At 66.5% G+C, this 22605-nt stretch carries 38 protein-coding genes; 36 read left to right on the top strand and 2 right to left on the bottom strand.

Annotated features, from left to right (window positions below; genetic code table 11):
- Positions 1-35 precede the first annotated feature (35 nt).
- From ABD120_RS08090 to ABD120_RS08050, 9 genes are all read left to right on the top strand, one after another.
- A complete protein-coding gene (locus ABD120_RS08090) occupies positions 36-752 on the top strand; it encodes a hypothetical protein (RefSeq protein WP_343949099.1) in 717 nt (238 codons plus the stop codon).
- Positions 753-823: 71 nt separating this feature from the next.
- Positions 824-1111 (top strand): hypothetical protein, encoded by a 288-nt coding sequence (locus tag ABD120_RS08085; protein ID WP_343949098.1) that lies wholly within the window; start codon positions 824-826, stop codon positions 1109-1111.
- 58 nt (positions 1112-1169) lie between these two features.
- On the top strand, positions 1170-2636 hold the full coding sequence (locus ABD120_RS08080) for a UvrD-helicase domain-containing protein (RefSeq protein WP_343949097.1): 1467 nt from the start codon (positions 1170-1172) through the stop codon (positions 2634-2636).
- Positions 2637-2653: 17 nt separating this feature from the next.
- Positions 2654-2917: a hypothetical protein gene (locus ABD120_RS08075; protein WP_343949096.1), complete on the top strand. Its 264-nt coding sequence runs from the start codon at positions 2654-2656 to the stop codon at positions 2915-2917.
- Entirely contained in the window at positions 2914-3138 is a 225-nt protein-coding gene (locus tag ABD120_RS08070) for a hypothetical protein (RefSeq protein WP_343949095.1), read from the top strand. Before ABD120_RS08075 ends, ABD120_RS08070 begins: the two co-directional genes overlap by 4 nt.
- An 82-nt stretch (positions 3139-3220) precedes the next feature.
- A complete protein-coding gene (locus ABD120_RS08065; RefSeq protein WP_343949094.1) occupies positions 3221-3862 on the top strand; it encodes an ArdC family protein in 642 nt (213 codons plus the stop codon).
- A complete protein-coding gene (locus ABD120_RS08060) occupies positions 3859-5292 on the top strand; it encodes a DUF3560 domain-containing protein (RefSeq protein ID WP_343949093.1) in 1434 nt (477 codons plus the stop codon). Before ABD120_RS08065 ends, ABD120_RS08060 begins: the two co-directional genes overlap by 4 nt.
- A gap of 7 nt (positions 5293-5299) precedes the next feature.
- The gene (locus tag ABD120_RS08055) at positions 5300-6016 is read left to right on the top strand and encodes a hypothetical protein (protein ID WP_343949092.1); all 717 of its coding nucleotides are present in this window, start codon (positions 5300-5302) and stop codon (positions 6014-6016) included.
- A gap of 63 nt (positions 6017-6079) precedes the next feature.
- The gene (locus ABD120_RS08050; RefSeq protein ID WP_343949091.1) at positions 6080-6379 is read left to right on the top strand and encodes an HU family DNA-binding protein; all 300 of its coding nucleotides are present in this window, start codon (positions 6080-6082) and stop codon (positions 6377-6379) included.
- Positions 6380-6861: 482 nt separating this feature from the next.
- On the opposite strand, the gene ABD120_RS08045 is transcribed toward ABD120_RS08050, so the two are convergent.
- On the bottom strand, positions 6862-7461 hold the full coding sequence (locus ABD120_RS08045) for a hypothetical protein (RefSeq protein WP_343949090.1): 600 nt from the start codon (positions 7459-7461) through the stop codon (positions 6862-6864).
- Between the two features lie 343 nt (positions 7462-7804).
- On the opposite strand from ABD120_RS08045, the gene ABD120_RS08040 reads away from it, so the two are divergent.
- From ABD120_RS08040 to ABD120_RS07910, 26 genes are all read left to right on the top strand, one after another.
- Positions 7805-8560, top strand: coding sequence for a DUF2786 domain-containing protein (locus tag ABD120_RS08040; protein WP_343949089.1), 756 nt, complete (start codon positions 7805-7807; stop codon positions 8558-8560).
- Entirely contained in the window at positions 8557-8889 is a 333-nt protein-coding gene (locus ABD120_RS08035) for a hypothetical protein (RefSeq protein ID WP_343949088.1), read from the top strand. The genes ABD120_RS08040 and ABD120_RS08035 overlap by 4 nt, the downstream gene beginning before the upstream one ends.
- Positions 8890-8948: 59 nt before the next feature.
- The gene (locus tag ABD120_RS08030) at positions 8949-9137 is read left to right on the top strand and encodes a hypothetical protein (protein WP_343949087.1); all 189 of its coding nucleotides are present in this window, start codon (positions 8949-8951) and stop codon (positions 9135-9137) included.
- The gene (locus tag ABD120_RS08025; protein ID WP_343949086.1) at positions 9137-9301 is read left to right on the top strand and encodes a hypothetical protein; all 165 of its coding nucleotides are present in this window, start codon (positions 9137-9139) and stop codon (positions 9299-9301) included. Before ABD120_RS08030 ends, ABD120_RS08025 begins: the two co-directional genes overlap by 1 nt.
- Positions 9301-9513 carry a DUF4314 domain-containing protein gene (locus tag ABD120_RS08020; protein WP_343949085.1) on the top strand — a complete coding sequence of 71 codons (213 nt, stop codon included), beginning with the start codon at positions 9301-9303 and terminating at the stop codon, positions 9511-9513. Before ABD120_RS08025 ends, ABD120_RS08020 begins: the two co-directional genes overlap by 1 nt.
- 115 nt (positions 9514-9628) lie before the next feature.
- Positions 9629-9943 carry a hypothetical protein gene (locus tag ABD120_RS08015; protein WP_343949084.1) on the top strand — a complete coding sequence of 105 codons (315 nt, stop codon included), beginning with the start codon at positions 9629-9631 and terminating at the stop codon, positions 9941-9943.
- Positions 9940-10170, top strand: a complete 231-nt coding sequence (locus ABD120_RS08010) for a hypothetical protein (RefSeq protein ID WP_343949083.1) — start codon at positions 9940-9942, stop codon at positions 10168-10170. Before ABD120_RS08015 ends, ABD120_RS08010 begins: the two co-directional genes overlap by 4 nt.
- Positions 10167-10397, top strand: coding sequence for a helix-hairpin-helix domain-containing protein (locus tag ABD120_RS08005; protein WP_343949082.1), 231 nt, complete (start codon positions 10167-10169; stop codon positions 10395-10397). The genes ABD120_RS08010 and ABD120_RS08005 overlap by 4 nt, the downstream gene beginning before the upstream one ends.
- On the top strand, positions 10394-10948 hold the full coding sequence (locus ABD120_RS08000; RefSeq protein WP_343949081.1) for a hypothetical protein: 555 nt from the start codon (positions 10394-10396) through the stop codon (positions 10946-10948). The genes ABD120_RS08005 and ABD120_RS08000 overlap by 4 nt, the downstream gene beginning before the upstream one ends.
- Positions 10948-11361, top strand: coding sequence for a hypothetical protein (locus ABD120_RS07995; RefSeq protein WP_343949080.1), 414 nt, complete (start codon positions 10948-10950; stop codon positions 11359-11361). The genes ABD120_RS08000 and ABD120_RS07995 overlap by 1 nt, the downstream gene beginning before the upstream one ends.
- Entirely contained in the window at positions 11358-11999 is a 642-nt protein-coding gene (locus ABD120_RS07990; RefSeq protein ID WP_343949079.1) for a 3'-5' exonuclease family protein, read from the top strand. Before ABD120_RS07995 ends, ABD120_RS07990 begins: the two co-directional genes overlap by 4 nt.
- 88 nt (positions 12000-12087) lie before the next feature.
- Positions 12088-12312, top strand: coding sequence for a hypothetical protein (locus ABD120_RS07985; protein ID WP_343949078.1), 225 nt, complete (start codon positions 12088-12090; stop codon positions 12310-12312).
- The gene (locus tag ABD120_RS07980) at positions 12309-12626 is read left to right on the top strand and encodes a hypothetical protein (RefSeq protein ID WP_343949077.1); all 318 of its coding nucleotides are present in this window, start codon (positions 12309-12311) and stop codon (positions 12624-12626) included. Before ABD120_RS07985 ends, ABD120_RS07980 begins: the two co-directional genes overlap by 4 nt.
- A complete protein-coding gene (gene dnaN / locus ABD120_RS07975; protein WP_343949076.1) occupies positions 12623-13732 on the top strand; it encodes a DNA polymerase III subunit beta in 1110 nt (369 codons plus the stop codon). The genes ABD120_RS07980 and dnaN overlap by 4 nt, the downstream gene beginning before the upstream one ends.
- Positions 13733-13808: 76 nt before the next feature.
- Positions 13809-14492, top strand: a complete 684-nt coding sequence (locus tag ABD120_RS07970; protein ID WP_343949075.1) for a hypothetical protein — start codon at positions 13809-13811, stop codon at positions 14490-14492.
- 5 nt (positions 14493-14497) lie between these two features.
- Complete coding sequence (locus tag ABD120_RS07965; RefSeq protein ID WP_343949074.1) at positions 14498-14899, top strand: hypothetical protein; 402 nt, start codon at positions 14498-14500, stop codon at positions 14897-14899.
- 394 nt (positions 14900-15293) lie between these two features.
- A complete protein-coding gene (locus tag ABD120_RS39740) occupies positions 15294-16160 on the top strand; it encodes a helix-turn-helix domain-containing protein (RefSeq protein ID WP_425563945.1) in 867 nt (288 codons plus the stop codon).
- Positions 16160-16366, top strand: a complete 207-nt coding sequence (locus ABD120_RS07950) for a DUF397 domain-containing protein (RefSeq protein WP_343949073.1) — start codon at positions 16160-16162, stop codon at positions 16364-16366. The genes ABD120_RS39740 and ABD120_RS07950 overlap by 1 nt, the downstream gene beginning before the upstream one ends.
- 226 nt (positions 16367-16592) lie before the next feature.
- A complete protein-coding gene (locus ABD120_RS07945) occupies positions 16593-16835 on the top strand; it encodes a hypothetical protein (protein WP_343949072.1) in 243 nt (80 codons plus the stop codon).
- Positions 16828-17331, top strand: coding sequence for a DUF6879 family protein (locus tag ABD120_RS07940; RefSeq protein WP_343949071.1), 504 nt, complete (start codon positions 16828-16830; stop codon positions 17329-17331). Before ABD120_RS07945 ends, ABD120_RS07940 begins: the two co-directional genes overlap by 8 nt.
- Positions 17332-17406: 75 nt before the next feature.
- Positions 17407-18198 (top strand): helix-turn-helix domain-containing protein, encoded by a 792-nt coding sequence (locus ABD120_RS07935; RefSeq protein WP_343949070.1) that lies wholly within the window; start codon positions 17407-17409, stop codon positions 18196-18198.
- A 64-nt stretch (positions 18199-18262) separates the two neighbouring features.
- Positions 18263-18628: a hypothetical protein gene (locus ABD120_RS07930; RefSeq protein ID WP_343949069.1), complete on the top strand. Its 366-nt coding sequence runs from the start codon at positions 18263-18265 to the stop codon at positions 18626-18628.
- The gene (locus tag ABD120_RS07925) at positions 18625-18864 is read left to right on the top strand and encodes a hypothetical protein (RefSeq protein ID WP_343949068.1); all 240 of its coding nucleotides are present in this window, start codon (positions 18625-18627) and stop codon (positions 18862-18864) included. The genes ABD120_RS07930 and ABD120_RS07925 overlap by 4 nt, the downstream gene beginning before the upstream one ends.
- A complete protein-coding gene (locus ABD120_RS07920) occupies positions 18861-19151 on the top strand; it encodes a hypothetical protein (protein WP_343949067.1) in 291 nt (96 codons plus the stop codon). The genes ABD120_RS07925 and ABD120_RS07920 overlap by 4 nt, the downstream gene beginning before the upstream one ends.
- 768 nt (positions 19152-19919) lie before the next feature.
- Positions 19920-20138, top strand: a complete 219-nt coding sequence (locus ABD120_RS07915) for a hypothetical protein (RefSeq protein ID WP_343949066.1) — start codon at positions 19920-19922, stop codon at positions 20136-20138.
- Between the two features lie 336 nt (positions 20139-20474).
- Positions 20475-21458: a hypothetical protein gene (locus ABD120_RS07910; protein WP_343949065.1), complete on the top strand. Its 984-nt coding sequence runs from the start codon at positions 20475-20477 to the stop codon at positions 21456-21458.
- 22 nt (positions 21459-21480) lie between these two features.
- On the opposite strand, the gene ABD120_RS07905 is transcribed toward ABD120_RS07910, so the two are convergent.
- Positions 21481-21999 (bottom strand): nucleotide exchange factor GrpE, encoded by a 519-nt coding sequence (locus ABD120_RS07905; RefSeq protein ID WP_343949064.1) that lies wholly within the window; start codon positions 21997-21999, stop codon positions 21481-21483.
- A 231-nt stretch (positions 22000-22230) separates the two neighbouring features.
- Here ABD120_RS07905 and ABD120_RS07900 point away from each other — a divergent pair, with 231 nt between their 5' ends.
- On the top strand, positions 22231-22590 hold the full coding sequence (locus ABD120_RS07900) for a helix-turn-helix domain-containing protein (RefSeq protein ID WP_343949063.1): 360 nt from the start codon (positions 22231-22233) through the stop codon (positions 22588-22590).
- Positions 22591-22605 lie beyond the last annotated feature (15 nt).

Raw genomic sequence — 22605 nt, 5'->3', positions numbered from 1 at the left:
CGCCGGTCCCTGCGGCATTTCCCGGAAGGAACGCCATGACCCGCACCCGCTACGTCGCCACCGGCATCATCGAAGCGGACATCTACCTCACAGACCTCAACGGGGACAAGCTGCCCCGCAACCACCTGCTCGTCATCACCCAGGCCGACACGGACGAGCCGGAGGTAGGCAGCGAATCCCTCTACGCCACCGACATAGTGATCGCCGTCATCGACACCCGCACCTGCTTCTGTCAGCCCACCCCCGACTGGGACCAGGTCCTCTCCAGCCACGGCTGGCAGCGCTCCGATGGCTCTCTCTGGGTAGAGAACGGCAGGTGCTTCCAGGCCGAAGTGGCAGCCGACGACGCCACCCGGGTTCCGCCGCCGGTGATCTACCACGACGGTGAGCCGCTCCCACTGTTTGTGAAGGCCGCCGAGGCTCGTGAGGCGGGAGCGAGTGTCGAGCACACCGTCGACGCCGTGGCCTGGGCGGCGGCCCAGCTTGCCCCCCTCGACAGCTACGGCCTCACGTGGAAGGAACTGCACGAACGGGTGGACGACGCTGCCCACGCTGCCGCCGCCAGCGCGGCTGGAGCGGTGGGGGCGACCGTGGACACGGCGACGGGACGTAACGCTCAACTGATCGTCGCTGCCGCGATCGACGCGGCCTACGAGGTGCTGGAGGGGGCGCCCTCGTTCTGCCGGACTTGCGACGGGATCGCGGTCACCGTCTGCCAGGGCCAGCCGGTCTGCCGGAACACGGGCCACTAATTCGCAAGCCAAACCGCTCACGGGCCGCGTCCTGCCAGCGCGGTCCGGCCTCACCCGACCGAGGAGCTCCGATGTACAGCTTGATCCCCCTGAAGAAGATGGCGGAGGGTCTCGGCAGCGGCGACGAACTGCCCGCCCTAGTCCTCGCCGACTGCCTGCTGCTGAACCTCCGCGCCCTCCAGCAGGCAGCGGACCCGGCCCTGACCGGCGAGGACCACGCCTTCGGCGACGTCCGCCAGGCCCTCATCAAGGTCCTCGGCACCCAGGACTGGGGCCCGCAGATGGCCGCTGAGGCGATCGCCTTCGCCCTGGAGTACTGCGTGAACATCCGCGACGCGATGCGCACCGTTCAAGCCTGACACCGCCGCCGCTGCCCCAGCAAGCCGGGGCAGCGGCTCCCACCCGAAGGAGATGGCCATGGCCCCCACCCCCACGATCGAGCAGCAGTCCGTCATCGACGCCTACCTCACCGGCAAGAACCTCGTGATCGAGGCTGGCGCCGGAGCGGGAAAGAGCTCCACCCTGAAGATGTGCGCCGCCACCACCCGCGGCAGAAAGGGCCTGTACCTTGCGTACAACAAGAGCATCCAGGCCGACGCGGCCAAGTCGTTCCCGTCCGACGTCACGTGCAAGACCGCCCACTCCCTGGCCTTCGGCGCGGTGGGCCGCCTGTACGCCCGTCGTCTCAAGGCCCCTCGGATGCGGGCCTTCGACATCGCCAAAGCGCTCAAGATCAATGAGCCGGTCCGCGTCAACGATCTGCTGATCTCGCCGCAGATGCTGGCCCGCGTCGTCATGGTGACGGTCGCCCGGTTCTGCCAGTCCGGATACACCGAGATCACCCACCAGCCTGTGCCTTGTCTCACCGGCCTGGACGACTACGACACGATGGCCGTCCTCCGCACGGTGGTGCCGCCGCTCGCGGCAGCAGCGTGGGCCGACATTTGCCGGACGGACGGGCGGCTCCCGTTCTCCCATGACGCCTACCTGAAGATCTGGTCGCTGTCCGAGCCGCGACTGCCCTACGACTATGTGCTTCTGGACGAGGCGCAGGACTCCAACCCGCCGGTCATCTCCATCGTGGAGGGGCAGCGGAACGCTCAGAAGATCATCGTGGGTGACTCCGCTCAGTCGATCTACGGTTGGCGCGGCAGTGCTAACGCCATGGCCTCCTTCGACGGGGTGCGCCTCACGCTGTCGCAGAGTTTTCGCTTCGGTGAAGCGGTTGCGGAAGAAGCGAACAAGTGGCTCGACCTCCTGGAGGCGCCCCTTCGGCTGGCCGGGTTCGACCAGATCAACTCCCGCCTCGACGAGCTGCCCGACCCGGACGCGATCCTGTGCCGCACCAACGCGGCCACGCTGCGACATGCGGTCGAGCAGATGGAGGCACACCGCCGGGTGGCCATCGTCGGAGGCGGAAGCCAGATCAAGTCGCTGGCCGAAGCCGCGATCCAGCTGAAGGCGGGGGCTGGGTGCGCGCACCCCGAACTGTTCGCCTTTCAGAACTGGGGCCAGGTTCAGGACTACGTCGGGCAGGAGGAGTCCGGCTCCGACCTGGAGCCCATGGTGCGGCTGATCGACCAGTTCGGGCCGGACGAGATCATCTCGCTCATCGAGGGCCTGTCCACGGAGGACCGCGCCGACGTGGTGCTGTCCACCGCGCACAAGAGCAAGGGCCGGGAGTGGCACCGGGTGCGGGTCGCTGACGACTTCCCCGAGCCGAAGCGTACGGCCGACGACAAGCCCGGAAAGGTCAGCGCGGCCGACGCGATGCTCGCCTACGTCACGGTGACCCGCGCCCAGCTCGTCCTCGACCGGGGCGGCCTGGCCTGGGTGGACGAGTACTCCAGACCCGCAAGCGAAAACGCTGGCATGAATGCCTGATGCCTGAGGAGAGCGCCATGATCGACGTGTCCACCTACGACCCCGACCGGCCTATCCCTGTCGTTCTGACCGAGGGCCTGGTGCGGAACATTCTGTACGGCCTGGAGGAGGCCGCCGCCGAGTTCCGCGACTCTGGATTCTGCGTCGACTGCGATCTGACCGCCAAGGACTCCGGGATCCCGGATCTACCCTGCGCGAACCACTCCAACGACTTCGAGAAGGCGGACAACTGGCAGGATGCCGCTGCCGCCCTGCGGGCCATAACCGGGGTAGACGCATGAGCCCCGTCACCTGGTCGAACCTCGTCCGGCCGTTGGAGTCCGACTGGCCGTGCGCGGCGCCCGGCTGCGACGACGTCGCCGAGGTGGCCATCACCGTCGACAGCTGGCGTTACGGCCTGTGCCGGGCCGACGCGGAGCGGTACCCCAGCTTCGACCCCGCGCACCTCGCCACCGAAACCGCCACGCCGACTTCCGAGACGGCCCCACTTCGTACGCCCTGACCGACTGCGGGCGGCTCGACAGCCACGAGCCGCCCGCACCAACCCGCAAGCGAAACCGCTATCGAAAGGACCTCACCCGACAATGGCACGAACGACCACGCCCCGGCGTAAGCGCCGACGCGTCACCGACGACATGAAGAACAAGGCCGCCGAGAACAAGGCGGTGGCCAACGCGCTGCTGGAAAACTACGCCGCGCTGCTCCTCGCCGACCCCGGCGAGTTGGACCTGTTCTGCGCGATGGCGGCCAGCATCGGCGTCAAGCACGACCCCGCCAGCGACGAACCTGGCTACTCGCTGCAGAACGCGTTGCTCCTGGCCGCGCAGCGCAGGCCCATCTCCCACTGCGGCAGCTACCAGTACTGGCTCACCCAGGGCCGCTGCGTCAAGAGCGGCGAGAAAGGCATGGTCACCTTCCGCCGCGCGGGCCGCAAGAAGGAGGACGGCGAGGAGGACAAGAAGGCCAGCGAGAAGGGCGAGATCACGATCGCGCCCAAGGCGCGCTGGTTCGTCAAGGGCGGCACGTTCGACGCGCGCCAGACCCGCCCGATCGAGACCTGCCTGTTCTGCGGCACAACCCCGGCCAGCGCCGACGACACGACCACGGAGTGCCCCGCCACGTGCGATGTGTTCGCGCTGCGCTCCGGCCCTGCGGTTGACCCCGGCGCCGCTCTGACGCTCGCCGAGGAGATCGTCGCGGCGGGGGAAGACGAGGACGACCTGTGATCACGATCAGGCACACCCACGTCGACGGCACGCTGGTCGAGGGCACGAGAAAGGGCGATGGGGCCTGGGAGATCCTCAAGCCGATCGGATTCCACTACTTCCCGTCTATCCGCGCCATCGGTATCCGGCACTCCCGCGACCGGGTCGCCGACCGCTGGACGATCAACCGGGGTGCGGAGAAGCTGCGCGAGGCCGGGTTCGAGGTGGAAGTCTCGATCGACGACGAGCACCGCGACCGGGCGACGGTGCTCGCCGATCAGGCCGACCGGTTGGAGGATCGTCGCCACGCGTTGGCGAACAAGGCGGACCGTCATGCCGGCCGGGCCGCTTCCGCGTACGACAGGGCACACCAGATCGCGGACGGCATCCCGATGGGTCAGCCGATCCTCGTCGGCCACCCCTCCGAGCGGCGAGCCCGCAAGGATCGGGAGAAGATCGACCGGGCGATGCAGACCGGCGCGCAGGAGAGCGACCTCGCGCACGAGACGGCACGTCGCGCGAACGCGGTCGGCTCAGCCGCCGCCTACTCAGCCCGCCCGAGTGTGACCGCCCGCCGGATCAAGACTGCGGAGGCCGAACTGCGCGGCATCCAGCGGCGCCTGAACGGCTACGAGCGGGTGTTCCGTGACCACCATGGCAAGCCGTACTACATCGAGACCCACCAGCCCGTCACCGGCGAGCAGCGCGAGCAGCTGTTGGCCCGCAAGGCGCAGCTGGAGGACCAGCTCGCCTACGACAAGCAGCAGGTGGCCGCTGCCGACGATGGGCCGGTCACCGTCGCCGCCACCAGGCGTCGGCCAGTGGCGCAGCGGGAGAAGGTGGCGGTCGCGCCGATCGTGGACCAGGAAGCGATGGCCGCGCTCAAGTCGAAGGTCGCCGCGGTGAATACCACGGCGTCGGCGCATCTGGAGGTGTTCGTCACCCCTCCGGCGCTCGCCGTTCGGCTCGTGGCCCATGCCGGGGTTCAGGCGGGGGTCACGGTGCTGGAGCCTTCGGCGGGCACGGGGAACATCGCGCGAGCGGCTGCGGCGCGCGGGGGGCTGGTGGACTGCGTGGAGTTCCACCCGGGCATGGCGGGTCAGCTGGTTGACGCTGGCTTCGCTCGGGCGGTCTTGGCCGCTGACTTCCTCACCGTCGAACCGGGACACGAAAAGCTCCGCCCGGATGGCTACGACGCCGTGATCATGAACCCGCCGTTCCGATCCGGTAAGGACATCGAGCACGTCAACCACGCGCTCAGGTTCGTCAAGCCGGGCGGGACCTTGGTCGCCGTCATGAGCGCGGGAGTGGCGCATAGTACGAGAACCGCTGCCGTCGCCTTCCGTGGCATGGTCGAGGCCCGCGCCGGTTGGATCGAGCGGCTGCCGCCGGAGACGTTCAAGGCGTCGGGGACGCTGGTCAGAGCTCTCCTCGTCGTCATCCCCGGCTGAGGCGAGCGTGCACCCGATCGCGAAGCTCGCCGCACGGCTCGCCGCCTGGGAAGAACTGGCGCGGCGCGGCACGACGGAGCACGAACGTGCCGCCGCCGACGAGAGGGCTGAGGCGCTGCGCCGCAGGTTGCGGCAGGAACGCGCGCAAGAGTGGTACGAGTGGCGCAGCCTCGCCATCCCGGAGACCGGCGGGTACGGCAAGGCCCGCTACTTGGCGATGGTGTCGATCGTGAAGGCGTACGGCTGCATCCTGCCGACATACGGTCCGGGGGACTCGCCGCGCGATCGGTGGGGCGGCTACCTGCTGCGTTTCGGCGGACTCGGCGGCTTGGCCGGGCAGGTCGAGCTCAGGCTGCCCGACCTGCTGGCGGAGATCGACGAGGCGTCGAAGGCCGCATTGAAGATCTACAACGGCCACCTCCGGGCGCTGCCGGACACCGAGCACGATCCGAAGTGGTCGCCGTCACTGCGCCGCCGCTTCCGTGCTGACTACATCGCCACCTACGGCAGTGTCCTCGCCCACAAGATCACCCTTTATGGGGGGAGTCCTGACCTGCCGTTTTCTGAAAGCCCTGATGGCTTCTCCAGGGCCCTCGCCGACGCCGCGCAGGCCGACGTGAGGCGCTTGGAGCTCGGCGGGGGGATCGATGCGCCCATGGCGCCGCTGTCTCTTCGCCGGGTCCACGTCCTGGAGTTCGTCGCGCCGGATGGACCGGCCGACTAGTCCGCCAGCGGAAACGCTGGCGGTAAGAATGTCCGCACTGCAAAGGGAAACAGGAGATCGATCATGAACAAGCGTGAGTTCATCGCGGCCGTGGCTGCGAAGGCCAAGCTGCCCAAGAACGAGGCCGCCGAGGTGGTCAACGCTGTGCTCGACGTGATCGCCAACACCGTGGCCACCGGCGAGAAGGTGAGCATCACCGGGTTCGGCTCGTTCGAGCAGGTCCACAAGCCTGCCCGTGCTGCCCGCAATCCCACTACCGGGGTCGAGGTCAAGGTCGCGGAGAGCTGGGCACCCAAATTCCGGCCCGGCTCTGACTTCAAGGAGCTGGTGAACGTGACCGGCCGCCAGGTCGCCAACCGCTAGCACTGCTCGGGTGCGAGCGGGTGCTCCGCTCGCACCCTTCCCCTTTCATCCCCCATGCTCTGGAGGCACTGTGAGCCGTTGGAACGAGCTCGAAGACGCGCGACTGGCTGCGCTGTACGCGCAAGTCCCCGATGTCGGCTGCCGGGGGTTGTGCCAGGAATCGTGCGGCCCGATCGGCATGAGCCCGCGAGAGCACCAACGAATCCGCGAGGCCGGCTACCGGATCCCCACGGCTCAGCGAGCTTTGGAGCAGCTGCTTGAGGGCGGATACCAATGCCCGGCATTGGAGGACGGAAAATGCTCTGTCTACGAAGCGCCAGGCAGGCCGATGCTGTGTCGGCTGTGGGGTGCGGTGGACAGCCCGGTCATGCTGTGTGAGCACGGCTGCCGCCCGGCGGAAGATCTGCTGTCCGCCGAAGAGGGGCACCGGCTCCTGGCTGACTCGCTGGGGGAGATCCGGCCTGAGCGCGGCGGGGGCCTGCTCAGGCTTGGATTTCGCCCTCAAGAACCTTCTTGACCGAGTTCGGCTCGACATGGTGCGGAATCTTCAGGCGCATGAAGTACGCGTTCAGTGCCGTCTCGACCATGTCTTGGGGGCCCATCGCCATGTTCTCGCAGGCGTAAGTCAACCTCGCGTCCGTCAGCGGCAGCAGGCGGACGCCGATGGGGGCCAAGTCGAGGTGTGCGGTGCCGTGGCTGCGTTTGCGGGGGGTGCGCTCTCGCAGTTCCCTTTCGCCCTGCGGGAGGGGCAGGTCCTCGGGGACGCCGAGGGCGTCGAAGTAGAGGTTGAGGGCGTCCTCGATGACGTGCTGAGGGCCGCCGCCCGTGACGGCGCAGGTCGCAGTGAGGCGGGCGTTGACGGTCTGCTCGATTCGTACGGAGAGGCGGACGCGTTCGGTGGGTTGCTTGATACGGCGGGGCGCGGTTTCCAGCTCTCGGCGGCTGCGCGGCACTAGCGGTTTTGCTTGTTCGGATTTCGGCGTGCTGGTCCCTTTGCCGGGATCGACGAACACGGCCTGCGGAGCTGCGTCGGCGGCCTGTTCTTGCGGCTTTGCCCTTCCCATAAGGCTGGCCTTCTCCATCCGGCTCAGGAGTCGTCTTCCCCTAAGTGATCCCACGATTCCGGTTTTTGCGCAAACGGAACCGCCGACTTCAGCATGCGAAAGCGCTTGCATGCTGGACCGGGAAAGGGATCTGTATGCGTCTGTGAGCGTCCGTGACGGTCCCCGACCCCTGTCGGGTCCGCTCCCTTCGGGTTGCTTTAGTCGCTGTCTATCGAGCTCTCAGAGCACTCTCGCATAAGTTGCGAAAACGCATCTGATTTGAGAGAATGCGAGTGATCGCGAAGCGTAAACCGGCAGGTCAACCCCGGAGAACGCAAGCGAAAAAGCTGGCGACTAGCCCTCGCCTGCCCTCACCCGAACCATGCCTGCGAACGGAGTCCACGTGGACGTGTCCAACAAGACGCTCAAGCGCATCCAGGGCCTTCTCGCCAAGGCCCAGGCGACCAACTTCGAGGCCGAAGCCGACACCTACATGGCGGCGGCACTGAAGCTCATGGCCAAGTACGGCGTCGAGATGGCCCACCTCGCCGACAGCGGCCAAGTCGCCGACGAAGTCACCACCTTCGAGATCCTCATCGGAACCTCCTACGGCGTCGACCGGCGCGCCCTGCTGGTCAACATCGCCCTCGCCAAGCGGTGCCGCTCCGTCTACATGCAGATGCCAAACGGCTACCGGGTGACGATCGTCGGCCACGCCTCCGATCTGGAACAGGTCAAACTGCTCAACGCCTCCCTCCAGCTCCAGATGGGCAAGGGCGCACGCACCGCCCGCGACAGCAAAGGCAAGAGCTCCACCGCGTTCAAGAAGGGCTGGATGCTCGGCTTCTCCAGCCGGGTCTACGAACGCATCCTGGAAGCCGAGCGCGCCGCGACGCGCGAACCGCGCCCCGCCGACACCACGTCCACCACGGGCCGCTCGACAGAGCTGGTCCTGGCCAGCCGCGAACAGGCGGTCCAGACGGCCTTCGAGAAGCGATACCCGAAACTCGGCAAGGCGCCGAAACGGACGCTGACCAACGCCTCCGGCTACAGCGCTGGGCGGGCGGCCGGCGACCAGGCCGACATCGGCGGTAGCAACCGCGTATCCGCGACCGGGGCGCAGGGTTCGCGGCGGTGACGCGCCACGCCCTGCCGCTGGATGCGCAGAACCCCGTGGTCTTCCTCGTCCGCACCGACACCCGGATCGAGCTGATGACGCTCGCGGCCTACACCGCCTACTCCCGAAAGCAGCTGGCCGTTCCGGTCTGGGAGACCGAGCGGCCGATCGCGCGCATGTTCCGCCACGGCACCAACCCGATCGGCCCCTCCGAGCCGGTCTGGTGGAACCTCTGCGAAAGCTGCGGAACGCTCTACGCCTTCCTCGTCACCAACCACGGCGAACCGATCCGGTTCGGCAGCAAGCCGTACCGGATCACTTTGCGCGAAGCGCCCACACCCACCGCATGATCTTCTGCTGGCTCCGCCGCAGGGCGGAGCCAGCATCCCCCACACCAGAGGAATCGCCCATGCATCTGCCGACGATTGACGACATCGCCACCGAGGTCCACGACGGGCTGCTCCAAGCGCTCATCGTCTCCGACAACTCCGACAAGCTGCCCACACCCGAAGCCCTCGACTACAACGGCGGCGACACCGTGATCGTCGCCTACTCCGGCCGCCGGTTCACGATCATCATCAGCCAGGAGGACCTGTGATGGTAGACGGACTGATCCTCACGCGCGGCCAGCTGGAGAGCTGGGCTGGCAGGCAGCTCACAGACGGCGAGATCGACCGCCTGAACGACGCAATCCCATGTTCCAGCACTCCCGACGCAATCGGCATGATCGTCGCAGCATTCGATGTGGCGGACGAGGCCTGATGAACCTCAAGGACTTCGCTCCCGGCGACCGCGTGGAGTTCATCGCCACGACCGACCCCTACACCCGGCTCCGGCCGGGCGACCAGGGCACGGTGATCCGGGTGGAACCGATGGGCGGCGTCGCCGTCCGCTGGGACTCCGGCGCCGTGCTCGGCATGCTGCCCGACCAGGGCGACGAGATCAGGCACATCGGAGGACGCTCCGATGTATGACGCCGACCAGCTCAGAGGTCCGGCGGCATCCTCAACCGTCGCCACTCTGTATGGCTTCGCTTTGACGAGTCTCATCACATGCCGCTTCTACCCTCCAGATAGGAAGGCAGCCCCGATGCGTGAGCCGTACGGCTGGGCCATCGCCGTCGACCACTGCGATGGCCAGTACGCCGGGCGCTCTTTCCTCCGCGGATCCGGTAGCCGCGCCGCGCGAGACCAGGTGCATGCCGCGCTCCGCGCAGGCCAGGGCACACCGTTCCGGATCTACGACGGCGACGGGCGGCTCGACTACGAGGGAACCATCGTGGTCCCGCCAGGCGCGGAGGGCGGCGCGCTCTGGTTCACGCCGAAGGACTGGGCCGCCGCGGACACCGGATCGGCCGAGATCCGCTACCTCAACGCCGACACCGGAGCGTGGGAACCGCTGTGACGCCGCACCCGGCCGGATGCCCGTGCGATCCCTGCGCGGGCATCTACTGGCCGCCCCCTGACGAGATTCACGTCGACTGGGCCCAACTCCAGGCCGACGCCGACCTGCTCGGCGACCTAGCCGCCGAGAGCGGCCACGACAACCACACCCCAGAGATCCGCGGCGACCACACGGTGCTCTGCTGCGGGACCACCCTGCCCATCACGATCCACGGAGCACCGTCATGAGCACCCTCGCCGAACCGGTCGAGGCCACCGACCTCCCCGCATCGCACCCCATCAGGCAACTGCCCGGCGTGTCCTGGCACCTCACGAACCCACTGGCCGCAGTCGGCATCCGCACCCTGGGCCACCTCGCTCAGCACACCAACGACGAGATGCTCGGCTACGCCGGGTTCGGGCCGGGCCGCCTGGCCAAACTCAAGGACGCCCTACGCTCGGCAGGCAGCTCATGATGGCGGCAGGCGCAGCCGCCGAACGAGGCTACTCCTTCGTCCGTCTCGACCACGTGGACCGATCCGGTCTCGGCGACGCCGACCTCATCCACGGATTGAAACGGGACATGGTGGACTTCTGCCGGGTCAACCGCATCCCGCGCAAGTACATCACTCCCTACGACGCCCGGTTCGGGTACGGCTTCCTCATCGTCGGCCCCACCACATACAACGCGCCCTCCAACACGATCACGCTGATGACCTCGCGCGGCTGGATGGACTTCCCACTCCGGCTCGGCGCGTACGGCTACCACGAGCAATGCCTCAACGTCATGGTCAGCGGCCCCGGCCGGACCGTCAGCGGCCTGGGACTGGTGATCGACGCCATCGCCGCCGACTACTGCGAAGGCACCCCAACCAGATCGATGGCCGACGCGCTCACCGAAGTGATCCGGCTTGTCGTGCACGCCCGCAACAACCACCAGTCCGTCATCGACGGTCGCGCCGTGGACGAGGCGCTGGCCCGCCACCTCAACCCCCACATCCGAGCCTGGCTCGGGCAGGAGGACTAATGCCCCATCTCGTCGTCAAAGTAGAACCGTTCTCCGACCGCTGGCACATCGCGATCTGCCGGACCGGCACGTGCCTGTTCGTGTCGCCACGACAGGTCGTGAAGGTCGCCGCCAAAGAGGCCGCCGCCCACCACCGTCAATGGCACCGGGCCAACCCCGGAGCCGAGTGGCCCGCATCGGCGCAACCAGTCGTGGAGTGGAACCACGACAAGAGCCACCGATGCCCTGCCTGCCACACCGCCGCCGTCGACCTCGACGGCCACCCGCAAGCCGGATGGATCTATACCTGCTGCCGGTGCAAGACCCGCTTCGCCGACGACCCCGGCGATTCGCTACTGCGCGAGGCAGGCATCTGCTGCACCGAACACCCGACCGGCCGTCCGGCCACGCCCGACCCGAAAGGCACCTCATGACCAACCTCGTCTTCCTCGACGTAAAAACCACGTCCCTCGACGACCAGATCGGCCACCTGTGGGAGATCGGCCTCGCCTTTCGCGAACCCGGCAGCCCAGATAGCGAACACTGGTGGCAGATCAAACCCGACCTCACCGGCGCCGCCCCCGGTTCCCTCACGATCAGCCGCTACTACAAGCGCTGCCGGGTCACCCGTGGCTCCGTGGGGCGCGCGGTTGAGCTGGCCACCCGCGATGATGAGTCGGGGGATGACGACCGCCTGAGCCGGAAGCAGGGCGACGTCCTCGACTGGACCGACGCTCCGATGGTCGCCGCAGAGCTCGCCGCCTTCCTCGACGGGGCGTACGTCGTCGGCATCAACCCGGCCCTCGCCCAGCGGTTCTGCCGGAGATTCCTCGCCCGTAATGGCCAGTGCTGGACCGCCAACAATCTCATCGACGTCCAGGCGCTGGCGCTCGGTTTCCTGTATGGAAACATCGGCTACTCGGTCATGATCAAGCCGGGCGTTCCGTGGCGGTCACGGGATCTGTACAGCGCGTTCGTTGATCTAAACCGGTACGACTCCCACACGGCGCTCGACGACGCGCGGATGGCCCGCGACATTTTCGACGCTGTCACCGGCTCCAAGCCGCAGTGATGGGACGAGATGCGGTCGTTCGTCGCCAGCGCACCGTGGCACGAGCGGACTTCCGGCTGGTCAAGCGCCGCGCGAGGAAGGGCCGATCATGAGCGAGGCGAGCCTGCCGGTTCTGTGCGAACACTGTGATGAGGCCGTCCCGGTCACCCACGTGGTGAGGACGGACTACAGCGTCGGCGAATACATCATGCTCGGCTGCCTTTCCATGGCTATGGAGTACCTCCGTCGACCGCTGCCGGGACACCAGGTCCACGTGTGGGCGCTGGGCCTGCCGGTTGCCTTGGCCGTCGAGAGTGACGGGCCTCAGGCGTGACGGCACAACCGCAAGCCGAAACGCTGGCCAGCCAAGGCTGGGATCAGTTCAACGACTGGGTCAGGCCGTGGTACCCAGAGGGCTCCATCGGCCACGTCTACGCCGACTGCCACTGGATCGCCGAAGGCTTGTCGCTGGTCAAAGGGTCCGGATGGCTGAATCTCCGCGCTGACTCCTCGCCCGGGAGCTTGACCTCGTGTGAGGAGTGCGTGCGGCGCTACGACCCATCCATGGCCGCGGAGCTGTTCGGCGAGCCTGACGAGCCGAAGCCCAAGAAGCTCCGGAAGAGGAAGAAGGAGACGTCGACATCATGAAGGTGACGCTCGACCTCGCGCTCCTGCGCGACGCTGTCGCCTGGACTGGCCGGGCCGTCGCATCCCGGCCTGCCTCGCCGGTTCTGTCGGGCATGCTGCTGGAGGCGGAGGGCGACAAGCTGCGGCTATCGGCCTACGACTACGACGTGTCCGCGCAGTGCGACATCGGCGCGCAGGTGGAGGAGCCGGGGCGGGCGTTGTTGCCCGCGCGGCTGCTCGTCGAGGTGTGCAAAAGCTTGCCGCGCAAGCCGGTTGAGCTGTCGTTGTCCCAGACGGAGATGGTCGTGCGCTGCGGCACGGCCGAGTTCGGCCTCCTGACCATGCCCGTCGAGGACTATCCGAAGCTGCCCGCGCCGCCGCACCCGAGCGCGGCCATCGACGGCGCGCTGCTCCAGCAGGTATCCGGCCAGGTCACCTCAGCGGCGTCGAAGGACACCACGCTCCCGATGCTGTGCGTCGTCCGCTTCGACATTGAAGGCGAGAACGTGTGGGTCGCCGCCACTGACCGGTACCGGATTGCGGGCCGTACTTTCGCATGGTCCACGATCCCCCCACAGGGCAAGAAGGAGGCTCCACCTGCGTTCATGATGGTGCCGGCCGCGGAGCTGGAGAGCACCGTGAAGGGGTACGGCTCAGGCCAGGTGGAGATCGGCTGGGACGACAAGCTGGTCTCGATCGCCGGGGGTGCGCGGCTCACCACGATCCGGTTGATAGGCGAGAAGTACATCGACTACCGAGCCCGGCTCAAGCTCGACTATCAGAGCTGGGCACAGGTCGATGGGGCCTCGCTCATCGCGGCGGTCAAGCGCATCGGGCTGGTGGCGGAGAAGAGCACGGCCGTGCGCCTGACGTTCCGTGACGGCCAGGTGCTCGTTGAAGCCGGTGGCGGTGGTCTCGGCCGGGCGGCGGAGACGGTCGAGGCTGAGGTGTCGGGGCCGCCGGTCACGGTGGGGTTCCAGCCGAGTTTCCTGCTGGACGGGCTTACCGGCGTGGACACGCCACGGGTGCGTCTCGGCATGAACGGATCGGCCAGGCCCGTGATGGTGACCGAGGACTCCGAGCGGCCGGTCTACCGCTACCTTGTCATGGCGCTGCGGCTGGGGTGACCAGCCACAATGGCGAGGTCTTCTCGCAAGCGAAACCGCTTGCGAGAAGACCTCGCCCATGACTGGAGGGAGCCCCTTGACCCCAATCACCCTCTGCGTAGCGCCCAACTGTGGCGGAGACGGAGATCCTCGCCAGGCCGCAGACGGGCTGCTGATCTGTTTGCCGTGCTCGAACCGGCTGCGGCGTGATCTCGGCGCCGCGCCCGCGCTGTACCGCTGGCTCGGCGAGCACGTGATGCCCGGAACGAGCGGCGGGGACAGAGTTTCCGGCGGGCGCGTGGAAGCGCCCGTGCCAGCCCGCCTCGATGTGCTGTGCATGATCAACGATGGAGCTGTGGCCTATCGCGGTGATGACGACGATCAGGTGGGTCCGCCGTCGATACCCAGCACGCTGAAGAACTGGGTCTGGCTCGTCTGCGAGCATCGCGGCCTGGTCTACCCGGCCGCTGCCGGCGTTCCCGAGCTGGCGGCTTTCCTCGCCCGTCACGTTGAGTGGGCCGCGAGCAGAGAGTGGATCGTCGACTTCATGGAGGAGATCGGAGCCCTGCGCAGGGCCGCCCACGGGCTGGCTCCGTGGACTGTGCATGTGCAGGAGTTGGTCGGCCCGTGCCCGGGGTGCGATCTTCGCGCGTTGATCCGCACGGCGGGGGAGGAGTGGATCGAGTGTGACGTCACGGTGGGCGGTTGCGGCGGCTTGTGGAGCCTGGCGTACTACAACGACCACGTCAGCGAGATTCTCAAGGGAAAGGCGATATCATGACGATCATGATAGAGGTCTCTCCGCGGGAAGCCTTGTCCGTACGTCTCCGCGAGGGCAAGAGCGTGCCGGAGGCTGCGGCTGAGCTGGACGTCCCGGTTGCCACCGCCTACCGCTGGGAAGCCGAGGACCGGCGGGCCAGGGAGCAGAACCTGCCCACGCTGGCCGAACAGCAGCAGGCGGCGGCCGACAAGCTGTCGGCGACGATCGGGGCCTTCTACCAGGCTCGGGCCGCAATGGAGGAGGCCATCATCGCGGCCTGCCAGCCGCCCCGTGTGGAGCCGTTGACGAGTAGGCCGCTGGTGACCCGGCAGGACATCGTGGACATGACGAGGAATGCCGACCCGGTTGGGGTAGGTCTGACGATCTACGAGATCCGGCAGATTGTGGACGGCGGTACCAGCCGCTAGATTCGACCTTTGCGGGCGTTGAATGTCATCACATCCGCACTCGCCCCCGGCAGAACCCTTGCCGGGGGCTTCGTCATGGATGAATGCGGCCCTTAAGTTCTCGCCAGCCTCAGCGTGCTTCATCCACATCAGTCGTCACTCCTCCGTCTTCAGGAGGCCACGGTGTGAGCCGTAGGGGCTCGGCGGCTCGACGGGGTCCCGCGGTGGCGCGCACGGTCCCAATGAGCTGAGAATTGCTTGTCTGACAAGTCGAGAATGTTGCGTTTCCTGCGTGTGGGTCTGGCCGCTGCGCTCGAAGCGGGTGTCCTATATGTGCCCTGTGCAGGCAATGCGTTACTCTTTGTCACGTTCACATGAAGATGTGTGAGAACCCCGTGACCGGCTCGTCGCCCGCATGGAAAATCCCAGGATGCAGCGCATCAGCCCGCCCCTGCGCCGACGTCACCTTGCTCAGCTTCTTCGAGCTTTGCGCTCCAATCGAGACCTGACGCTTACCGATGCGGTCGCCAGGCTTCGCCCCCTTGGGCGAGCGTGGAGCCGTACCAAGCTCTCCCGGATCGAAACCGGAGAGACCTTGCCGATGCCGGGCGATCTGGCCGATTTGCTGGACGTCTACGAGGCGGGCCCTGAGCGCAGGACAGAATGTGTAGAACTTGCTCGCCAGGCTCGCCAAAAGCCCTGGTGGGAAGAATACGACGCTGTGGTCGGCGAGTACGTCGCGATTGAAACCGAAGCCAGGAGCGCGCGATCGTGGCAGCCCCTCCTGGTCCCTGGCCTGCTGCAAACCGCAGCCTACGCCCGGGAAATCTTCGCCGCTGGCCAGCATAGATTCTCTCCTCAGCTCGTGGACCTCCAGCTAAGGGCGCGCCTAGCCAGACAGCGTGAACTACTTGGCTGCGACCCGCCCTTCACATTGCACGGCGTGATCGCCGAGCAGGTCCTACACCGCAGAATCGGGACGCGCGACACCATGAAGGAGCAGCTCCACCGGTTGGCCGTTCTCGCTGGGTGGCCCAACGTGACTGTCCAGGTGCTAGAGGAAGGCGTGGGCGCTCACCCAGGTTTGTGCGGCTCGTTCGTCCTGCTGTCCCTGCCTGGAGGCGCTGACTATGTGTTCTTCGAGACGCCGCCCGATGAACGAGTCACCGATAAGGTTGAGACCGTCCGCGAGTTTGAGCGCCGCTTCGAGTGTCTCGCGGCTTTGGCGTTGACTCCTGAGAAGTCCGCCGCCCTCGTCTCGGAGATCCTCAAGGAGCTGTAGTGCTGTCCCAGGAATGGCGCAAGAGTTCATGGTCAGACACCGCTGATGGCTGCGTCGTGGTGCGACGCAACGGCGACCGCATCGAAGTCGGGGACACCAAGCCCGAGGGCCTGGGACTGCTGTCCTTCACGCCCTTCGAGTGGCTGTGCTTCCGGAAAGGCGTCGAGGCCGGCCAGTTCGACCTGGAGGAATGGCAGCATGGCTAGCTGATCACTTTCCAACAGACGAAGCCCCAGCTCACGGTCTATGCCGAGAGTCTGGGGCTTCTTGTTGGTCCGGGTTGATCACGGCTGTTGTCAGCACGCGTGCCGACGTTGTGCTGACCCAGGTCGGGCGCGGGCCTCTCAGGTGGGGTTGACTCCTGCGACACTCACGTCCAAGCTCGCAGAGGCGCGTACAAGTTCGTACAGACCACGATCACGGGAGTCTCCCATGGCACTACGGTTCTACGGCAAGGACACTCAGAGCCAGAGTGGCAGTTGCGCGTCAGTGCACCTGGACGACAGCGACGGCAGTCTTGTAATCGTCGGCACCTCGGAAGACGACCCCGACGTACTCGACACCATTCGGCAAGTCGCTCACATCGAAGACTACGAGCGGGCAATCCGAGTGCCGAAGACAGTGAAGAAGGCGCTATGGGAGGCGTGTGGCGGCCATGATCCAGACTTTGATTGAGTTGTTCGGCCAGGCCCAGCACTCGGTGACGCATCTGGAGATGCGCGACACCTACGGCACCGGCGAACCCGACTTCCAGGCATGGCTCGCCGGATCGGCGGTGGAGCAGTTGGAGGCGCTCGGCAACATGGACAGCTGGGTCAAGCTCATCTCGTCCAACGTCAGCCGGGGCGTCGTCTTCCGCCGGGCCCGCGTCGTCTCCGAACCGCACAGCGACTACATCGCCTTCGAGCACGCCGTCACCGGCTACTCCAACATCGCGGGCGGCGAACTGGTTCGCTGGCTGTCCCGGCCGAAGGCGCGTGATCTCGCCTTGCCGGGCTGCGACTTCTGGCAGATCGACGACGGAAAGATCTGCTGGGTGTTCCAGACTGGTGATGGAGAGCCAGCGGGCTTCGAGCTGTCCGACGACCCGGCCGAGGCCAAGCTGTGCGCTGCGGCCTTTGAGGCAGTCTGGGAACGCGGTATTGATCACGCGGAGTACAAGCCCGCCTAGCAGACCGCTCGATCGCTCGTGGCCACCTCGCCGTCCTCCAGCGCCCAGCAAGCTCGCCTGGCAATTGCACATCGGTTGCGTGAGATCCTGCGTGACTCCGGCCTGACCGCTCGGGCGCTGGCGCGGCAGGCCGGTTGGGACGAGACCAAATGTTCTCGACTCCAAGGCGGTCGCACACCACCCTCAGACGCGGACATTCGTACCTGGTGCACGATCTGCGGCGTCCCCGATGAAATCCCCAACCTGATCGCCGCCAGCCGCAACGCAGCCGACGCCTACGTGGAGTGGCGCAGGGTCCAGCGCAGCCAGAGGCGGCTCCAGGAGCTAGGGCTGGAGCTGTACGAGAACAACACCCTGTACCGCTTCTACAGCTCCAACTTCATGCTGTGGCCGCTTCAGACGCCGAACTACATGCGGGCCGTCATGACGTACTTCAACGAGTTCCATGAGGCGGGAAACACCGACATCGAAGAGGGTGTGAAGATGCGGGTAGCCCGCCGCCAGTACCTGGCTGATGGGCGCCGAACCTGCGTCATGGTCATGGAAGAGTCGGTGCTGAGGAACCGCATCTTCTCCAACGACATCATGGGTGAGCAACTCCGCTACATCCTCACCGTCATGCGTCAGTCGAACATTTCGCTCGGAATCATCCCCTGGATGGCCAGCCGCTCACAGCATGCCTCCGAGACCTTCCACATGTACGGCGACGTGAACGTCTCTATCGAGCTGACCACCGCTATCGTCACTATCACCCAGCCACGCGAGATCGACCTGTACGTGAAGGCGTTCAACGAGCTGCGCGCGTCCGCTGTGCACGGAAGGGCAGCTCGGACCCTCATTACCAATGCCATCGAGGCCCTGCACTGAGATTGGCGTACAAGTTCGTACAGGTTCGTTGAGGCCGTCCTAACGCCACTTCTACCGTCAGGGCATGACGGGAACACACACCACACCTGCCCTCGACCAGGCGCCGGAGGCAGAGGCCGCTTTGGAGCGGTTTCACCGGAGCCTGGTCGCCGAGGGGATCAGCCCCAAGTTGATCCAGCGGACCACAGGCGAGTCTGAACCGCTCGCCGAGACTGCCGACCAGTCCCCGACGCTGGTGATCTACAGGGATGCCGGTTGGCGCGTGGCCACGGTCGCGGTCGGGCGCCGCTCCGGTATGTACATCGTGGATCTGGCCCAGGTTGGTCCCGACAACGGGCCGAAGCCGGATCTGAGGACGCTTGTGCCTCCCGCGATGCCGCATCGCGCGGTGCGGCTGGTCGCCCACGCGTGCGGGGTGGGGGCGCTATGACCGTCGAGGAGTTGGACGCGTTCTGCGTCCAGCGTGGCTGGCTGCTCATCATCGGTGCGATCGGGCTCGCCGTCGTACGTAGGTCGTACACGCCGGACATGTACGGCAAGGGCCTGGTCTACGGATTCATGGGCGGCGCCCCGCAGACGCTCGCCGACAAGATCACCGAGCAGTGCGCGATCCAGGCATCGCATGCGGCCGTGCCGGATGTCGTCGTGGGAAGGGGGCGCGGGTGAGCGGTTCGCCGACGAAGCCCATCACCTGGATCACGTCGGAGTTCGCGCAGAAGACCCTGCGGGTGGACGGGATCGAGCACGGCTACGCGGGCGGGCAACGGGTGTTCTCGATCCAGAACCACCCCTTGGGCACCTTCCTGCACACCTACCTTCCCCGTCCGGACGGCAGGCCGTTCCCGCGCGAGGAGTTCACCGGCCCGGAGAAGGCCAAAGACCGGGCGGCGGTCATCTTGCAAGGGTTTCTCATCCACCTATTCGCGCCCGATACTGCGCGGAAGGTCTCCTAGACGGCCCCCGACCCCGGACACGGGTGCAGCCCTCCGTATCGGCCAAAGGTGTCTTGGCTGTGGGCTGCTTCCTTCCCGTCAACCCCGTCGTCCGGGGTCGGGGGCGCACGGTTCACGGCCGGTAGAGCCCTCCGGCCGTGGCCCCACGTCGGGCCGTTCGCGCCCGGCGACAAGGGAGGACAGACAGATGGACCGCTAGCTGGAACGTTGCAAGCCCTGGGCCTTGGCGCGGGCGTCGATTCGGCCCTGTCGGTACGCCTCTGAGGGCGTCTGGGGTTCCGGCAGGCCGTACGGCAGGGCAGCGAGTCCTAGGAACGATCCCACCAGGATCAACGCTACGAACGCGGTGGTGAGAACGCGGTGTTCGGCGGTGTCAGGCGTGGCGACGCTGATGAGCATGGTGGTGGCCGCTCCGCATAACGCGACTACAGCGCCCGCGACTTGGATGGTTCGCCTCATTTGGGGCTCCCTGAAATGGTCCGGAACCTTTCCCGTTTGGGTGAAGATCACACTATGACACCGGCCGGGATTCCCGCACCACGCCCTCCACTAGCGAAGATAGCTGATTGTTATCTTTTCCTGTTGATCTAGGGGTTACGATCCGCATTGGGCTTACGGGGCAAGGCTCTCGGAAGTGGCGGGTTATGGCCGTGGCCAAAACAGGCCGAATGAATCCATGGACACACACTGGCGGTAGCGGTTTTTCTTGACGCTCACATCGAAAGTTGACTCTTGCACTACTGCATGTCAGTAGCAGGTGTGCAGAGCATGGAAGAGAAGGGAACGGTCCACGTGGACTCCAACCTCAGGACCAAGATCGGCATGCTGGCGGCCGGGGCGGCAGCGTTCGCGATCATTCTGGCGGGAGCACTCCCGAGCGCCGCCGAGAGCGACCTCGACACGCCACCGAGCGCAACCACCTCGGAGCCGACCCTGCGCCCGACGTCCCCCACGGTCTACCAGAACGCGCACGGAAGCGGCTGGTAGAAGCCGAGTCAAGCGGATGCTGACACGACAGAACGGGCGCACGCGCGTCTGCATGGTCGCCGCAGCCGCAGGGTGGGCCACGAGCGCGCTCGCCGGCGCGCTCGTGGCGCTCGGGCCGGCTGGGCCGAGCGCACACGCCTTCAGTCTGCTCGCGATGTGGTTGCTCGCCGTGCCGATCCTGGCTTCCGTCTGCGCTGCACGACAGCGCCACCGACGAGCCCGAACAGCCACGGCGCAACTCGCCTACGAGCTGGGCACTCTCCATGAACAGGACCTCGCCCCCGCGATGCCCCTCCGGTGATACGACACGACGCATAAGCCGACGAGGAGAAACAGGTGTACAAGGCGCTCGGGCTCGACCACGAGGAGAGCCACGTCTACCAGTTCGTTCTGGCCAACAGCCCCGTGCCCCGCGCCAAGGTCATCGAGAGGTTCGGTGGCTCAACGGAGAGGCTGTTGGGCGAACTGGCGGAACGCCACCTCACCACGGGCCACGAGCTGATCAGCGCGTGCAACCCTGCGCTGGCCTTGAGCGGTGGTGTGCTCCGCATCCACACGGAATACACCACCGCGAAATCCGCGTTGGACGACCTTGTCACCCGCTTCAACGAGAACCCGAACAACTGGGTGGCGGCTGATAACCCGGTCGAGGTCATCCGCGACCCCACAGCGATCACGAAGACGTTCGCCGAGATCCGCGACACTGCGGTCCGGGAGCTGCGGGCCATGTACACCTACCCCTATCAGTTCGTCACCCCCTTGGTTGACGACGTCGTGGAGCACACCACGACATGCCGGATCCTGGTGGAGCCGAGCGTCTTCTCTGACCCCGCCGCCCGCCAGGACATCACCAAGTCGCACAACAGCGGGTGCGAGGTGCGAGTTGCGCCGGACGACGATCTCCCCACGAAGATGCTGGTGAAGGACCGGGAGCTGGCGATCATGCCGCGCGACCGAGAGACCGGCGCTGTCCTGGTGATCCAGCCCGGCCTGATGATGTCGTTGATCCTGGCGGCCTTCGACGCCCGGTGGGCGCAAGGCGTACCGGCCCGCGCGTTCGTCCGGCGCACTGGCGCCGAACCAGGCACGCGAGTGCGCCGACCCAAGGCCGTCCTGTTCGACGAGGACGGGTTGCAGATCCTCAGCATGCTGGCTGACGGGGCGACGGACTCGATGATCGTCAAGGCGACTGGGGTGTCTCAGCGTAACCTGACCCGCCGGATCGGCCAGTTCCTGAAGTTTTGCGGCGCCAGGAGCCGATTCCAGCTGGGATTCATCGCGGCGACCAGCGAGTGGATGCCGAAGCGCCAGGCGTCGTAGCCCGACTCCGCAAGCGGGTCCGCTAGCGAGCCCTGAGCCGCAGCGTCGCGGCGTGCATGTCCATGAGGGCATCGATCTGGCCGAACAGCACCTCACGCAGCTCCTGGCGGTCCTTTTCCGTCGCGCCGGGCACATTGTCGATCTCTGCCAGCTGGCGGAGCAGCTTCTGCTTGGTCCCTGCGGGGATGTCGTCCAAGCTGACCTTGGACGCCGCCAGCTCGGTCTTGGCGCGCGCGTCGATCTCCTTGCGGAGCAGCTCCGCAGCAGTGGCGCGTCCGGTCGCCGCGACCTGCTCGGGGGTGGCGTAGAGGACGAGACCGATGAGAACGAGCTCCCAGTCCTCCGCGATCTTCCGGCCGGCTTCGATGTTGCGCCACGTTCCGTCGCTGAAGCCGTACCCGTCCGGGGCGATCTCCGCCAGCCGCTTCATCGCGTTGGACAGGCTCATCTTGCGGCTGAGCGCGGCAGGTCGTTCTCGTAGCTGGCGGATGAGGCTGGCTTCGGGTGGCAGAGCTGGTGAGGCGCTCTTGTTGGGGGCCACAGCCCGGCTCCTTCGTGATTTCCGTGATCCTGCGATTTTTGCGCTTGCTGCGCCAACCGTATCAGGGCGTGCGCGGAATGCCAGTACCTACAGACAGTTCTCGGCATCACGCGACTGTGCGTTGTTTTCGTGATTTTCCCGAAAATGCTTGACTTTCTCGAATATGCGACTAGCGTCTGATTGTGCTAGTAGATCATCACCAACCAGGGTCGCGATGGGGGACATGAACCCGTGAACGACCCCCTCGACAACGTGCAAGACCTGGTCAACGGCATTCTCGACGCAGTGGCTCCCCCCAGGAAGAAGCTCCTGACCGTCCAAGAAGCCGCGCTAGCCATGCGCGTGAGCTCATCCACCGTCCTCGGGCTCATCCGAGACCAGAGCCTGGGCAACATCTCGATCCACAAGAAGAGCTACCGCATCCCCCGCCAGGCTCTCCGAGACCACCTGCTCCACCGATACGTCGCCTCCGAACTCACGGCGGCCACGCAAGAACTCGCACTCGTGCAGCTGGAGCTCAAGCGCCGCAAGGCCGAGCTCGACCGCATCACCAAACGCATCGCCCAAGCCAGCGACGCGCCCGCCCCGTAGTCCTCACCCGAAAGG

The sequence above is a fragment of the Nonomuraea longicatena genome (genome assembly GCF_039525605.1).
Lineage (GTDB): Bacteria > Actinomycetota > Actinomycetes > Streptosporangiales > Streptosporangiaceae > Nonomuraea > Nonomuraea longicatena.
Note: the sequence above shows the minus strand (reverse complement) of the source record. Positions and strands in the feature narration are given on the sequence as shown.

What these genes read in the sequence shown, in the direction of transcription:
- ABD120_RS07995 (WP_343949080.1), top strand. Translation starts at nt 10,948, where the DNA reads ATGCCCCATCTCGTCGTCAAAGTAGAACCGTTCTCCGACCGCTGGCAC.
- ABD120_RS08025 (WP_343949086.1), top strand. Translation starts at nt 9,137, where the DNA reads ATGGTAGACGGACTGATCCTCACGCGCGGCCAGCTGGAGAGCTGGGCT.
- ABD120_RS39740 (WP_425563945.1), top strand. Translation starts at nt 15,294, where the DNA reads ATGGAAAATCCCAGGATGCAGCGCATCAGCCCGCCCCTGCGCCGACGT.
- ABD120_RS08070 (WP_343949095.1), top strand. Translation starts at nt 2,914, where the DNA reads ATGAGCCCCGTCACCTGGTCGAACCTCGTCCGGCCGTTGGAGTCCGAC.
- ABD120_RS08015 (WP_343949084.1), top strand. Translation starts at nt 9,629, where the DNA reads ATGCGTGAGCCGTACGGCTGGGCCATCGCCGTCGACCACTGCGATGGC.
- ABD120_RS07945 (WP_343949072.1), top strand. Translation starts at nt 16,593, where the DNA reads ATGGCACTACGGTTCTACGGCAAGGACACTCAGAGCCAGAGTGGCAGT.
- ABD120_RS08080 (WP_343949097.1), top strand. Translation starts at nt 1,170, where the DNA reads ATGGCCCCCACCCCCACGATCGAGCAGCAGTCCGTCATCGACGCCTAC.
- ABD120_RS08005 (WP_343949082.1), top strand. Translation starts at nt 10,167, where the DNA reads ATGAGCACCCTCGCCGAACCGGTCGAGGCCACCGACCTCCCCGCATCG.
- ABD120_RS08065 (WP_343949094.1), top strand. Translation starts at nt 3,221, where the DNA reads ATGGCACGAACGACCACGCCCCGGCGTAAGCGCCGACGCGTCACCGAC.
- ABD120_RS08030 (WP_343949087.1), top strand. Translation starts at nt 8,949, where the DNA reads ATGCATCTGCCGACGATTGACGACATCGCCACCGAGGTCCACGACGGG.
- ABD120_RS08085 (WP_343949098.1), top strand. Translation starts at nt 824, where the DNA reads ATGTACAGCTTGATCCCCCTGAAGAAGATGGCGGAGGGTCTCGGCAGC.
- ABD120_RS07930 (WP_343949069.1), top strand. Translation starts at nt 18,263, where the DNA reads ATGACGGGAACACACACCACACCTGCCCTCGACCAGGCGCCGGAGGCA.
- ABD120_RS07915 (WP_343949066.1), top strand. Translation starts at nt 19,920, where the DNA reads ATGGAAGAGAAGGGAACGGTCCACGTGGACTCCAACCTCAGGACCAAG.
- ABD120_RS08000 (WP_343949081.1), top strand. Translation starts at nt 10,394, where the DNA reads ATGATGGCGGCAGGCGCAGCCGCCGAACGAGGCTACTCCTTCGTCCGT.
- ABD120_RS07965 (WP_343949074.1), top strand. Translation starts at nt 14,498, where the DNA reads ATGATAGAGGTCTCTCCGCGGGAAGCCTTGTCCGTACGTCTCCGCGAG.
- ABD120_RS08020 (WP_343949085.1), top strand. Translation starts at nt 9,301, where the DNA reads ATGAACCTCAAGGACTTCGCTCCCGGCGACCGCGTGGAGTTCATCGCC.
- ABD120_RS08040 (WP_343949089.1), top strand. Translation starts at nt 7,805, where the DNA reads ATGCCTGCGAACGGAGTCCACGTGGACGTGTCCAACAAGACGCTCAAG.
- dnaN (WP_343949076.1), top strand. Translation starts at nt 12,623, where the DNA reads ATGAAGGTGACGCTCGACCTCGCGCTCCTGCGCGACGCTGTCGCCTGG.
- ABD120_RS08075 (WP_343949096.1), top strand. Translation starts at nt 2,654, where the DNA reads ATGATCGACGTGTCCACCTACGACCCCGACCGGCCTATCCCTGTCGTT.
- ABD120_RS08090 (WP_343949099.1), top strand. Translation starts at nt 36, where the DNA reads ATGACCCGCACCCGCTACGTCGCCACCGGCATCATCGAAGCGGACATC.
- ABD120_RS08045 (WP_343949090.1), bottom strand. Translation starts at nt 7,461, where the DNA reads ATGGAGAAGGCCAGCCTTATGGGAAGGGCAAAGCCGCAAGAACAGGCC.
- ABD120_RS07985 (WP_343949078.1), top strand. Translation starts at nt 12,088, where the DNA reads ATGAGCGAGGCGAGCCTGCCGGTTCTGTGCGAACACTGTGATGAGGCC.
- ABD120_RS07925 (WP_343949068.1), top strand. Translation starts at nt 18,625, where the DNA reads ATGACCGTCGAGGAGTTGGACGCGTTCTGCGTCCAGCGTGGCTGGCTG.
- ABD120_RS08050 (WP_343949091.1), top strand. Translation starts at nt 6,080, where the DNA reads ATGAACAAGCGTGAGTTCATCGCGGCCGTGGCTGCGAAGGCCAAGCTG.
- ABD120_RS07990 (WP_343949079.1), top strand. Translation starts at nt 11,358, where the DNA reads ATGACCAACCTCGTCTTCCTCGACGTAAAAACCACGTCCCTCGACGAC.